Source organism: Streptomyces litmocidini, from assembly GCF_014649755.1.
GTDB classification, from domain to species: domain Bacteria; phylum Actinomycetota; class Actinomycetes; order Streptomycetales; family Streptomycetaceae; genus Streptomyces; species Streptomyces litmocidini.
In genome coordinates this window covers 108,273-120,601 of the sequence record NZ_BMTQ01000005.1, presented here as the reverse complement: position 1 = coordinate 120,601, position 12,329 = coordinate 108,273, and the positions used below count along the sequence as shown (strand labels likewise).

11 protein-coding genes are annotated in these 12,329 nt (G+C 73.7%); 7 read left to right on the top strand and 4 right to left on the bottom strand.

The genetic code is table 11. The features are described 5' to 3' along the window. Positions 1 to 7: 7 nt before the first annotated feature. The gene (locus tag IE180_RS12805; RefSeq protein ID WP_190156978.1) at positions 8 to 1,870 is read right to left on the bottom strand and encodes a DUF8508 domain-containing protein; all 1,863 of its coding nucleotides are present in this window, start codon (positions 1,868 to 1,870) and stop codon (positions 8 to 10) included. A 210-nt stretch (positions 1,871 to 2,080) separates the two neighbouring features. Between IE180_RS12805 and IE180_RS12800 the strand changes: the two genes are divergently transcribed. From IE180_RS12800 to IE180_RS12785, 4 genes are all read left to right on the top strand, one after another. Further along, positions 2,081 to 3,544, top strand: coding sequence for a hypothetical protein (locus IE180_RS12800; protein ID WP_190156977.1), 1,464 nt, complete (start codon positions 2,081 to 2,083; stop codon positions 3,542 to 3,544). 418 nt (positions 3,545 to 3,962) lie between these two features. Then, positions 3,963 to 5,387 (top strand): alkaline phosphatase PhoX, encoded by a 1,425-nt coding sequence (locus IE180_RS12795; protein WP_190156976.1) that lies wholly within the window; start codon positions 3,963 to 3,965, stop codon positions 5,385 to 5,387. Between the two features lie 63 nt (positions 5,388 to 5,450). Next, entirely contained in the window at positions 5,451 to 6,152 is a 702-nt protein-coding gene (locus IE180_RS12790; RefSeq protein ID WP_190156975.1) for a GntR family transcriptional regulator, read from the top strand. Positions 6,153 to 6,205: 53 nt separating this feature from the next. Beyond that, positions 6,206 to 7,222 carry a 1-aminocyclopropane-1-carboxylate deaminase gene (locus IE180_RS12785; protein WP_190156974.1) on the top strand — a complete coding sequence of 339 codons (1,017 nt, stop codon included), beginning with the start codon at positions 6,206 to 6,208 and terminating at the stop codon, positions 7,220 to 7,222. A 94-nt stretch (positions 7,223 to 7,316) separates the two neighbouring features. Here the strand turns inward: IE180_RS12785 and IE180_RS12780 are convergent, their stop codons facing one another. Beyond that, positions 7,317 to 8,567, bottom strand: coding sequence for a TerD family protein (locus IE180_RS12780; protein ID WP_190156973.1), 1,251 nt, complete (start codon positions 8,565 to 8,567; stop codon positions 7,317 to 7,319). Positions 8,568 to 8,603: 36 nt separating this feature from the next. After that, the gene (locus IE180_RS12775) at positions 8,604 to 8,843 is read right to left on the bottom strand and encodes a hypothetical protein (protein ID WP_190157365.1); all 240 of its coding nucleotides are present in this window, start codon (positions 8,841 to 8,843) and stop codon (positions 8,604 to 8,606) included. A gap of 55 nt (positions 8,844 to 8,898) precedes the next feature. Here IE180_RS12775 and IE180_RS12770 point away from each other — a divergent pair, with 55 nt between their 5' ends. Then, positions 8,899 to 9,903 (top strand): AraC family transcriptional regulator, encoded by a 1,005-nt coding sequence (locus IE180_RS12770; protein WP_229860461.1) that lies wholly within the window; start codon positions 8,899 to 8,901, stop codon positions 9,901 to 9,903. A 291-nt stretch (positions 9,904 to 10,194) separates the two neighbouring features. On the opposite strand, the gene IE180_RS12765 is transcribed toward IE180_RS12770, so the two are convergent. After that, entirely contained in the window at positions 10,195 to 11,004 is an 810-nt protein-coding gene (locus IE180_RS12765; protein ID WP_190156972.1) for an NAD-dependent epimerase/dehydratase family protein, read from the bottom strand. 241 nt (positions 11,005 to 11,245) lie between these two features. Between IE180_RS12765 and IE180_RS12760 the strand changes: the two genes are divergently transcribed. Together IE180_RS12760 and IE180_RS12755 are read left to right on the top strand one after the other, a co-directional pair. Further along, positions 11,246 to 12,178 (top strand): 5-dehydro-4-deoxyglucarate dehydratase, encoded by a 933-nt coding sequence (locus tag IE180_RS12760; RefSeq protein WP_190156971.1) that lies wholly within the window; start codon positions 11,246 to 11,248, stop codon positions 12,176 to 12,178. Further along, positions 12,175 to 12,324, top strand: coding sequence for a hypothetical protein (locus IE180_RS12755; protein WP_190156970.1), 150 nt, complete (start codon positions 12,175 to 12,177; stop codon positions 12,322 to 12,324). Before IE180_RS12760 ends, IE180_RS12755 begins: the two co-directional genes overlap by 4 nt. The last annotated feature ends 5 nt before the right edge of the window (positions 12,325 to 12,329 follow it).

The following is a 12,329-nucleotide window of genomic DNA, read 5'->3' as shown; positions in this document are numbered from 1 at the left end:
CGGGCCGTCAGGGGCGGAAGCGCAGGACCTGCGGGTCGTGATCGCTGTCCTGGTCGGCGAACTCGGCGTTGATGTGCACGCTGTCGTACTCGAAGTGGTGCACGCCCGGGCTGGTCAGGATCTGGTCGAGGACCTGGCTGTTGCCCTGGTAGACGTACGAGTAGCGCTCGCTGACCGGCAGCGACTTCACGGCCGGGTAGAGCACGCCGCCGTCCGTCAGCGCCTGCGCCGTGCCGGAGAACTCGAAGTCGTTGATGTCGCCGACCACGAGCACGTCGGCCTGCTTGTCGAGCGCGACGATGTCCTTCACGAAGGCGTTGACGGCCTGCGCCTGGAGCAGTCGCTTCGCGTCGGAGGAACGGTTCGGCGGCTGGTGGTGCGAGACGATGGACTCGTCGCCGCCCTTCGAGCCGAAGTGGTTGGCGATCACGAAGACCGTGCGGCCGCGGAAGACGAACTCGCCCGCGAGCGGCTTGCGGCTGGCCTCCCAGGCGGCGTTCGCCGGGTCGATGCGGCCGGGGGAGAGGGACAGCGCGGCGCGGCCCTTGGTGCCCGTGACGGCGGTCGCGGTGGTCGCGTCGCCGCCCGCGCGGTCCGTGAAGGAGACCCGCTCGGGGTTGAAGAGGAAGACCTGACGGATGTTGCCGCCGGGCTCGCCGCCGTCCTTGCCGTTCTGCGGGTCGATCGAGCGCCACTCGTACGCCGGGCCGCCGGCCGCCACGATCGCCTCGGTGAACTTCTTCACCGTCACGTCGGCGGCGACCGTGCCGTCGTTCTTGGCGCCGTTGTTGTCCTGGATCTCCTCCAGGGCGACGATGTCGGGCGAGGCGAGGTTCTCGACGACCGCCTTCGCGAGCGCGTCGAACTTCTCCTGCGGGTCGCTCGGGTCGAGGTTCTCGACGTTGTACGTCGCCACGGCCAGCTCGTTCTTGTGCTGCTTGTCCGTGGTCTCGCGCTCAAGACCCCCGTCGACGACCGTGCCGAGGGTGCGGGCGGTGATCGTGTAGCCGCCGAACTGGTTGAAGTCGAGCGGGCCCTCGGTGGTGCCGGTCAGCCGGTCGCCCACGTTCGCCTTGGGGAAGGGCTGCTGGGCCAGCGGCGTCAGCGACTGGATCTGGAGCCGGCCGGTGTTCTGGGACTCGTACGAGCCGTAGACCGTGCCGCCGCGCAGGTTGGGGTTCTCCCAGGGCTTCACCGTCACCCAGAGCTCCGCGTACGGGTCGGTGGCGCCGACCACCCGCGAGGAGTCGATCCGGACGTTGGTGCCCTCCAGGGACTCGTAGTAGTCCAGGGCGTACGTCTCGGGGTCCAGGGTCAGGCCGTTGATCGATCCGTCCGCGGCCGGGTCGCCCTCGGGGGCGTACGCGTCGGGCACCGACCAGCCGGAGATCGTGACCGGGGCCGGGACCGGGTTCCCCTTCGAGACGACCTTGACGACCGGCTTCGAGATCTGGGTCAGCGACTGGTTGCCCGAGTTCAGGCCGCCGGGGACGTACTCGGTGACCGTGCCGCTCAGGCTGACCGCGTCGCCGACGGCGACGGTCGGGACGGAGCTCGTGAAGACGAAGACGCCCTCGCTGGTGGCCGGGTTCTCGTCGGCCTCCGGGTCCTGGATCCAGAACCCGCGCGAGCCGTAGGTGCGGACGCCGGTGACGATGCCCGTGACGCCGGTGACCTGCTTGCCGACGAGGGGGGAGACGCGCGTCGTGCCCTGGATGTCGTGGATGCGGACGCCGGCGGCGCTGTCCGCGGTGGCTTCCGCCGTGGTGATCTCCGCGGCGACGCTCGACGGGCCCGCGAGCAGGCCGGCGGCGAGGGCGGAGGCGACGACGGCGGAGACCGCGGCGAATCTCGGTATGGAGGAAGACATCAGGAGGCTCCGAGGGTTCTTGGAGGAAAGGCAGATGGATCTACGCGCGTCAATCTCTTGCGAGAGCCCCGCACTTGTCAAGGGTCGACGGGTGTACGAAGGCTGACGGATCCGTGAACCGGCGGACGGGGTCCCGGATGCGTCTACCCTGAGGACTCTCGTTGAGCCCTTTTCGCCTTCACCCACGCACGCGTCGAGGAGACCCCCCAGATGTCAGCGGACCACCCCACCCTTCCCCCCGTTCGGCTGCCTGCGGACGCGGAGCTGGCGCGGGACGCCCTGGCCGCCCCCCTCCTCGCCCAGGCGGTACGGCTCGCCCGCTGGGCCGGTCCCGAGACCCGGGTCGACGCGGGCGGCGAACTCGTCGACGAGCAGCTCCCCGAGGCCGCCGGGGTCCTCGGTCTCGCCGACGACGAGGACGGCGAGACCTGGGCCGGCGACGCCTGGCGGCTCGCCGTCGACACCGGTCTCGTCGCCGTCGAGGACGGCGCGGACGGCGAGGAGGGCGCGGAGGACGGCCTCCCCGGCCGGGCCGGGCCCGGCGAGAACCTCGCGCTGGTCACCGGCGGTTCGCCCCAGGACGTCCTCGGCCTCTGGCTGGACGGCTTCGACGCCGTCTTCGCCGACGCCGTCGCGCCCGTTCTCGACGACCTGGACGCGATCCTCGGCGAGGACGGCGAGATCGACGTCGAGGCGCTCGACTGGGACCCCGAGGCCGAGGCCGAGTTCCTGGAGGGCGTCCTCGGCAACCTCTACCTGCTGACCGTCAGCGAAGGAGGAGCCGGCGAGGGTCCCGTGCCGCTGCCCGCGCTCGCCGCGTCGATGGTCGTCCCCGACGACATGGGCGAGCCCACCGACGACGTCCTGGAGCAGGTCTCGGACGCGATGATGCGGCTCGACGAGCAGTTCCGGCTGCTCGAACCGATCGGGCTCGTCGAGTACCAGCCCGTCGACGAGGCCCTCATGGCCGAGGAGGGCGAGGAGCCCGCGCCGCCCGTCGACGACGAGGACGTCACCCGCTACGGCATGGTCCGGCTCACCCCGCTCGGCCTCTACGGCATCCGGGCCCGGATGCTGGAGGCCGGCGTGGACGCGCCCGCCGTCGGCGACCTGACGGAGAAGGGCGCCGACGCGCTCCTCGACGGGATCGCCGGCTACCCGGAGGCCGCGGCCCGCGAGGAGACCGCCGCGTGGCTGGCCGGCCGCGACGCGCTCGCCGCGGCCCGCGAACTGCTGCACGCCGCCCGCGGCGCCGACGCCGGTTCCCCGCTCCGCCGCCTCCACTGCCAGCAGACGCTCTCCCTCGTGGGAGCCGAGGCGGAGCCCGCCGTCCGGGAGGTCCTGGACGACGCGGAACTCGGCGGCCTCGCCCGGGTCTGGCTCGCCGAGCGCGGCGCGACGGACGTGCCCGCGCCGCCGGAGTCGATGATCTTCTGGCTGGCGATCGACACGATCGCGGCCCAGCTCTCCTCGGACGGCGACCTCCAGGAGCTCCAGGAGCTCATCGAGGGCCTGACCGGCCGCCACAGCGGCTTCTTCGAGGCGGCCTGGCGGGTGGAGCACCCGGCCACGGCCGAGGTCCTGGAGGCGATGGGCCGCCTGCACCGCGACAAGACGACGGCGAAGGACGCCCGCAAGGCCGCCTTCAAGGCCCGCTCCCGCGCGGGCTCCTGACCCGGGGGCAGGACCCGGGGGCAGGGGAGGGGCGCCCTTGGGGGCGCCTCCGGCGGGGCGGGCCGTGGGGCTGTCCCGGGGAGCGTCCCGCCCCGGGGAGCGCCGTCTCGGGGGGTGCCGACTCGGGAACGAGGCCCGGGGAGCGGCGTCCCGGGAGGGCGGGACGGCCGGTGACGGCCGCCCGGCGGCGCCGGAGCGGGACGTCCGGAGGTGTGCGGCGGCGCCGGGGCGGGACGTCCGGCGGGGTGTCCCGTGAGGACGCCCCGGTGCGGCGCCTCGGGTACGGGGCCGGGAGCGGTGCCTCGGGCACGGCCCGGGAGTGGTGCCCGGTGGTGTTCCCGTGGCGTTCAGGCGCTGTTCGCGGGGGCGCGGGAAGGTGGCCCGCGAGATCCGGCCACCACAGGGAGACCCCACCACCATGCCGCTCAACCGCAGAGAGTTCACCAAGCAGTCCGCCGTCGCCGGCGCGGGCCTCGCCCTCACCGGAGCCGTCGGCGCCCTCGCCACCGCCCCCGAGGCGCTCGCCTCCGACGAGCCGGAGGCGTACGGCGCGGGCCACGGCCACGGGCGGACGCTCGGGTACGGCCCGCTGGTCGCCGACCCCGACGGGATGCTCGCCCTGCCCGAGGGCTTCTCGTACCGCGTCGTCACCCACAGCGGCGTGACGCGCCTCGAATCCGGCGAGTTCACCCCCTCCAACCACGACGGAACCGCCGCCTTCGCCGGCCCGCGCGGCACCACGTACCTCGTCAACAACCACGAGCTCAAGGGCCCCCGCAGCAAGTGGGAGCACCCCGTCCCGCTCACCGAGGGACTCGTCTACGACCCGGCCGCGGCCGGCGGCTGCACGGTCGTCGAGGTGCACCGCGACGGCACCGTCGCCGAGTGGGTCGGCGTCGCCGGCACCTCCACCAACTGCGCGGGCGGACGCACCGCCTGGGGCACCTGGCTGACCGGCGAGGAGACCGAGGACCTGGCCGGCAAGAACGGCATGACCAAGGACCACGGCTACGTCTTCGAGGTCGACCCGTACGACCGCCGGGCCAACCTCGCCCCGAAGCCGATCAAGGCCTTCGGCCGCTACGCGCACGAGGCCGTCGTCGTCGACCCCAAGCACGGTCACGCCTACCTGACCGAGGATGCCTCCGGCCCCAACGGGCTGCTCTTCCGCTGGGTCCCGCCGCAGGGCTTCGAGCACGGCCGCGGAAAGCTCCGCGCCCTCGCCGACGACGCCGGTGTGCTCCAGGCCTTCAAGTGCATCGACTCCTCCGGCCGCTTCGTGGACGACCTGTCCCGCGCCACCCGGATCGGCACCGTCTACGGCGTCGACTGGGTCGACGTCCCCGACCGCGACGCCCGCACCACCCCCGTCCGCAAGCAGTTCACGGACGGCCAGGTCACCCGCGCCCGCAAGCTGGAGGGCATGTGGTGGGCCGACGGAGGCGCCTACGTCGTCTCCTCCTACGCGCGCGAGGAGAGCCCCGGCGCCGCGCACGACGGCCAGGTCTGGTTCTACGACCCGAAGCGCCGCACCCTCACCCTCAAGGTGCTGCTCGGCGTGAACGCGACCCCGGAGCAGGACGGCGCCTTCGACGGCCCCGACAACATCACCGTCTCCCCGTACGGCGGTCTCGTCATCGCCGAGGACGGCGAGGGCGTCCAGCACCTCTTCGGCGCGACCGACTCGGGCCGCACCTACCCGATCGCCCGCAACGACCTCAACGACAGCGAGTTCACCGGCGTCGTCTTCTCGCCCGACGGCGAGACGCTGTTCGCCAACATCCAGACGCCGGGCATCATGGTCGCGATCACCGGTCCCTGGCGCCGCCAGCCCCGCCGCTGAGACGGTGGGGACCGAAACTGATCTCTGGTCAGTCCCATGGACCGACATTTAACATGTCAGTCCATGGACGCACTGCGGCCCGTGGGCCGGACCCTGCTGCGTGACCGGGCGTACGAGGCGCTGCGCGAGGCCATCGTCCGCGGCGACCTCGCGCCCGGTGCCTCGCTGAAGGACGCCGATCTCGCCGAACGGCTCGGGCTCTCGCGCGCACCCGTGCGCGAGGCCCTGGCCCGGCTCGGCGACGAGGGGCTCGTCGAGTCCAAGCCGCAGAGCTACACCCGGGTCACCCGACCGGTCAGCCGGGTCGTCCGGGACGCCGCCTCGGTGGTGCGGGTGATGCACGAACTCGCCGCCAGGACCGGGGTGCCGCTGATCGGCCCCGAGGGCATCCGGACCATGCGCGAGGCCAACGAGCGCTTCGCGGCGGCCGTCCGCGCCTCCGACGTGGAGGCCGCCCTGAACGCCGACGACGAACTCCACCAGGTCCTCGTCGTCGCCAGCGGCAACCACGCCGCCGCCGCCACGATCGCGCGGTACACCCCCCTGATCCGCCGCGTCGAGCGGCGTCTCTTCGGAGACGCCGGGAGCTGCGGGTCGGCCGAACTGCACGCCCGGCTCATCGAGGCGTGCGCGGCGGGGGACGCGGAGGAGGCGGTGCGGGTCACCACGGAGATATGGGCCGCGCTCGAACAGCTCGCGGACGACGCCATCGAGGTGGCCGAGGTGACCGGCATCCCCGCGCCGGCGGAGCCCCCGGCCCCGTAGGGCCACAGCGCGTCCAGGACCGCCGACCGTCGTCGCATTCACCGGGAGCCGCCTTGCCCATCAACGACTTCGACCGCTACCCGCTCCTCTTCGGGCCCTCTCCGGTCCACCCCCTCGAACGGCTGACGCACCACCTCGGCGGCGCCGCCCTCTGGGCCAAGCGCGAGGACTGCAACTCCGGCGTGGCGTACGGCGGGAACAAGACCCGCAAGCTGGAGTACCTGGTCGCCGACGCGCTCGCCCAGGGCTGCGACACCCTCGTCTCCATCGGCGGCGTCCAGTCCAACCACACCCGCCAGGTCGCCGCCGTCGCCGCCCGCGCCGGCCTCAAGTGCGTCCTCGTCCAGGAGAGCTGGGTCGACTGGCCCGACTCCGTCTACGACAAGGTCGGGAACATCCTGATCAGCCGCCTCGCGGGCGCGGACGTGCGCCTGGTGAGGGCCGGCTTCGGCATCGGCTTCAAGGAGAGCTGGGAGCAGGCCCTGCGCGAGGTCGAGGAGGGCGGCGGAAAGCCGTACGCGATCCCGGCGGGCGCCTCCGACCACCGCCTCGGCGGTCTCGGCTTCGCGAACTGGGCCTACGAGGTGGCCGAGCAGGAGCGCGAGCTCGGCGTCTTCTTCGACACGGTCGTCGTCTGCTCGGTGACCGGCTCCACCCAGGCCGGCATGGTCGCGGGCTTCGCCGCGCTCGCCGAGGAGGGCGGCCCGGCCCGGCGGATCATCGGGATCGACGCCTCCGCCGAGCCCGTCCCGACGCACGAGCAGATCACCCGGATCGCCCGGGACACCGCCGCCCTCATCGGCGTCGAGCGCGAGGTGACGGCGGCCGACGTCGAGCTGGACGAGCGCTACCACGCCGGGGTGTACGGCGTCCCGGACGAGACCACCCTCGACGCGATGCGGCTCGCCGCCCGCACCGAGGGCATGGTCACCGACCCCGTCTACGAGGGGAAGTCGATGGCGGGGCTGGTCGACCTGGTGGACCGGGGAGAGATCGGCCGGGACTCGACCGTGCTCTACGCCCACCTCGGCGGCCAGCCCGCCCTCAACGCCTACAGCGCGCTGTTCTAGGGGTGCCCTGCCGATCAGGCCGGGCCGGGGAGCGGTGCCGGGCGTCGCGCGCCCGGACTGATCGACACGACGCCCCCAGGGGCGTCCCGGCCGCTCAGAGCGCCTGTGCGGCCGGCTTCACCATGCCCCGGACGGTCCGCGACTTCACGAACTCGCCCATCGCCGTCATCTCCCACTCGCCGGAGAACTGCTTGATCAGCTTGGCCATCATCACGCCGGTCTGCGGCTCGGCGGTGGTCAGGTCGAAGCGGACCAGCTCCTCGCCGGTCGTCCCGTCGATGAGCCGGCAGTAGGCCTTGGCGACCTCGGTGAACTTCTGCCCCGAGAAGGAGTTGACCGTGAAGACCAGGCCGGTGGCGTCGGCCGGGAGACGGCCGAGGTCGACGGTGATGACCTCGTCGTCGCCCGCGCCCTCGCCGGTGAGGTTGTCGCCGGAGTGCTTGACCGAGCCGTTCAGGATGGACAGCTTGCCGAAGTAGCAGCTGTCCAGGTGGTTGCGCTGAGGGCCGTACGCGATGACGGAGGCGTCCAGGTCGATGTCCTTGCCCCGGTAGGCGGGCTCCCAGCCGAGGCCCATCCTGACCTGGGAGAGCAGCGGGCGGCCGCCCTTGACCAGGGACACCGTCTGGTTCTTCTGGAGGCTGACCCGGCCCTTGTCGAGGTTGATCTTGCCGGTGGGGGCGGAGGCGGCGGCCGGGGGAGCGGTCGGAGCGGGCGGGACCGGGGCCGCGACGCGCGGGTCCACCGGCGCGGCGGGCGGCGCGGACGGCACCGGCGGGGCCACGGGGGCCGGGGCGGCGGGGGTGACGGGCGCGGGGGCCGAGGCCGGGGCGGCGGCGGGCTCGTCGTCCACCGAGACGCCGAAGTCGGTCGCGATGCCGGCCAGCCCGTTCGCGTACCCCTGGCCCACCGCGCGGGCCTTCCAGGCGCCGTTGCGCAGATAGATCTCGACGACCACCAGTGCCGTCTCCGTGGCCAGCTGCGGCGGCGTGAACGTGGCGATCACGGAGCCGTCGTCCGCGTTGCGGAGGGTGGCCGTCGGCTCGATGCCCTGGAAGGTCTGGCCCGCGGCGTCCGGACTCGCCGTGACGACGATCCTCTCGATCCCGGCGGGGAGGGCGCCGGTGTCCACCAGGATCGCGTCGGGCGCGGCCCCGCCGCCGGAGCGGTAGGTGACGCCGGGCCCGGCCGGCTGGTTGTAGAAGATGAAGTCGTCGTCCGAGCGCACCTTGCCGTCGGCGCCGAGCAGCAGGCCCGAGACGTCGAGCCGCACGGGAGCGGCCACGTCCACCGCCACGCGCGCGGCGGTGAGAGGGATGTTCGAGCCAGGGGTCATAGCGGTCATGCCAGGGGTAACGATCCGGCCCCCTTTGCCGTTCCCTTACCGTCCACCGGTTCGGCCGCCCTGGTGACGCGGGTGGCTCCTGGCCTGCCGTTCGTTGCCGAAGCGGTACGAGCCCGTCCAGCGGGCCATCACCAGCTGGGCGTCGCCCGCCTCCACCTCCGCGAGGAACTTCCCGGCGCGCCCGCCGCGCAGCACGCCCGCGGCGCGTCCCCGGTGGGTGAGGACGACGGAGCCGTCGCGGCGGCGTTCGTAGGCGAATCCATGGGGTCGTGGCATGCCGGGCATCCTGCCGTTCCCGGTCAGATCCGTCATATGAATATTCTTTCGGTCCATGGGAGCTGTGGGGGCCGCGGGCGGCGCGGGGGTGGCGGGCGGGAGCTCGTTCCGGACGGAGGACGTGGACGAGGCGCGTGAGGAGCTCGACGCGCGCTACTACGCGAACCGCATGGCCGTCGTCGACGGGGAGCGGCGCCCCTTCGCGGCCCGCTTCGACACCGTGTCGCTCGGTCCGCTGGTCATCGGCGACCTCAGCTGCGGCGCCGACGTGCGGATGAGCTTCGGCGAACTCGGCGCGTACCACCTCAACGCGCCGCTGAGCGGGTCGATGGAGATGCGCCAGGGCGGCGGCTCCCGGATCGTGGCCACGCCCGCCGAGGCGCTGCTCCTCGACCCGGCCGGGGACACCTTCCTCGACCGCTGGAGCGGGGACTGCCGGACCCTGTCCGTGAAGATCGGCGCGGCCGAACTGCGCGACCGCCTCGAACAGCTGACGGGCCGGCCGCCGCGCGGCCCGCTCGTCTTCGCGCCCCGCCTGGACATCACCCGCGGCCCCGGTCTGAGCTGGGTGCGCTTCGCCCGCCAGGTCGCCGCCGAGGCGCTCGCCGGGGAGGGGCTCGCCACGCACGAGCTGGTCGCCAGGCCCCTGCAGGAGGCGCTGCTGAACGGCCTGCTGCTGGCCGCCGAGCACCCGTGGCGGGAGGCGCTCGCCCGTCCGGCGGAGGCGCTGCGGCCGGCCCCGGTCAAACGGGCCATGGACGCGGTGCGGGAGCGCCCCGAGCATCCGTTCACGACCACCGAACTCGCCGCCCTGGGCCGCGTCAGCGTGCGGCGCCTGCAGGAGTCCTTCCGGGAGTACGTGGGGATGTCGCCGATGGCGTACGTGCGGGAGGTCCGGCTCGACCGGGTCCGCGAGGAGCTGCGGACGGCCGCGCCGGACGAGGTGAGCGTGAGCGAGGTGGCCTGGCGCTGGGGCTTCACCCATCAGGGCCGGTTCGCGGCCCGCTACCGGGAGAGGTTCGGCGAGACGCCGTCCCGGACGCTCCGCGCGGGCCGCTGAGCGGAAGGGGCGTGTCCCCGCGCGCGTGCTTCCGGTGCGCCGACCTGCCGCGCAATCCGGACAGGGGTCGCGTTCCGCGGCTCGCGATGATCTTCGTCCGGACCTACGGTGAGCTGGTCAGGTGCGTCGGCGCACCGACGCCCGGGCCCCGGCCGGTCTCCCCCGTATCAGTCCGGCCGGGTCCCGTGTGGCCCCCGGGCGCTGCGTCCCGGGACCTGCGCCGCCCCCGGGCGGCGCGGCGCGTACGGGCCCGTGCGCCCCGGCCGGTGAGGCGGGGCCCCGCGCGCCCGGTCAGTGCGGCCGGCGGGGCGGGTCCGTGCAGAAGCGGCCGCCCACGTAGAGGTCGTCGGCGCTGCCCTCGGCCGGGAGGCCCTGCTCGGCGATGACCTTCTCCGCGTAGACCTCCGAGTCGTCCTCCGGCGCGTAGCCGAGCGTCCGGGCCGAGGAGAGGTCCCACCACGCGCGCGTGTTGGCGGACGAGCCGTACGCGACCGTGTGGGCCACCTCCCCCGCGGTGAGCGCCGCGTGCAGGAGACGGGCGCAGTCGGCGGGGCTGAGCCAGATCGAGAGCATCCGTACCGAGGTGGGCTCCGGGAAGCAGGAGCCGATGCGCAGGGAGACGGTCTCGACGCCGTACAGGTCCCAGTAGAGCTGGGCCAGGTCCTCGCCGAAGCACTTGGAGAGGCCGTAGAAGGTGTCGGGCCGGTGCGGGACGTCGACCGGGAGCGGCGGTTCGCCCTCGCGCGGGCGCCGGGCGAAGCCGACCGCGTGGTTGCTGGAGGCGAAGACCACGCGCCGGACCCCCTCCTCGCGGGCGGCCTCGTAGAGGTGGTGGGTGCCGGCGATGTTGGCGGCCATGATCTTCTCGAAGTCGGCCTCCACGGAGATGCCCGCCAGGTGCACGATCGCGTCGACGCCCCGGACCGCCTCGCGCAGCGCCGCGCGGTCCGCGAGGTCGGCGACGATCGCCTCCGGGGCCTCCGGCACGGGGACGGCGTCCAGGAGGCGGAGCTCGTAGCCGTACGGGGGCAGCAGCTCCCGCATCAGCGTGCCGACGCCCCCGGCGGCGCCGGTGAGCAGGACGGTGCGGGGTGCGGTCATGGAGCGGGTCTCCTCCGTCGAGCGGCGTTCACGCACGGCATTCACGTACGGCGTTCACATGAGCGGCGTTCACAACCGTGGACACGCTAGGGAGCTGCCCGACGGAGCGTCAAGATCCTTGACGGGGCCGCGCGATCGCCTTGACCGGCCGATCGGCGCTGTTCTAGCGTGCGTCGGGTCAGTGTTCACGCATAGGGACGAAAGTCATGACTGTGCACGACGGACTTCCCTGGGAGCGCCCGTGACCACCGCCCCGCTCGCCGCCCGCCTCGACGGCCCGCTGTTCTTCCCCGTCACCGCCTTCGCGTCCGACGGCTCCGTCGACCTCGCCGCCTTCCGCGCCCACGTCCGCACCGGAGTCGACGCCGGCGCCGCCGCCGTGTTCGCCTGCTGCGGCACCGGCGAGTTCCACGCCCTCACCCCCGAGGAGTTCCGGGACTGCGTCGCCGCCGCCGTCGAGGAGGCCGCCGGACGCGTCCCCGTCGTCGCCGGCGCCGGCTACGGCACCGCGCTCGCCGTCCACTACGCGCGGCTCGCCGAGGAGGCCGGCGCCGACGGGCTCCTCGCCATGCCCCCCTACCTCGTCGTCCCCGACCAGGCCGGGCTGCTCCGCCACTACGCCGAACTCGCCGACGCCACCGCGCTCGACGTCATCGTCTACCAGCGGGACAACGCGGTCCTCACCCCCGACACCGCCGTCGCCCTCGCCCGCACCGACGGCGTCATCGGCCTCAAGGACGGCCTCGGCGACCTCGGCCTCATGCAGCGGATCGTCAGCGCCGTCCGCTCCGAGGGCCTCGACCTGCTCTACTTCAACGGCCTGCCGACCGCCGAACTCACCGGCGCCGCCTACCGGGGCATCGGCGTCACCCGCTACTCCTCCGCCGTCTTCTGCTTCGCCCCCGACCTCGCCCTCGCCCACCACCGCGCCCTCGCCTCCGGCGACGACGCCACCCTGAACCTGCTCGTCGACGGCTTCTACCGGCCCCTCGTCGAACTCCGTGACCAGGGCAGGGGATACGCCGTCTCGCTCGTCAAGGCGGCCGTGCGCAGGGTCGGTCCCGACGTGGGCGAGGTGCGACCGCCGCTGAGCGAACCCGCGCCCGAGCACGTCGACGCGCTCATGCTGCTCGTCGAGCGCGGCCGGGCCCTCCTGGAGGAGGCCGGGGCGTGAGGGCCGGAGCCTTCCTCCGCCCCTGGGGCGTCGACGGCGACCCCGCCGCGCCCGGGTTCCTCGCCGAACCCGGCCTCGCGCAGGTCACCCTCGCCGCCGCCCACCGCCCCATCCGGGCCCTGGGCGCCCGTCACCCCGCCCCCTGATCCGC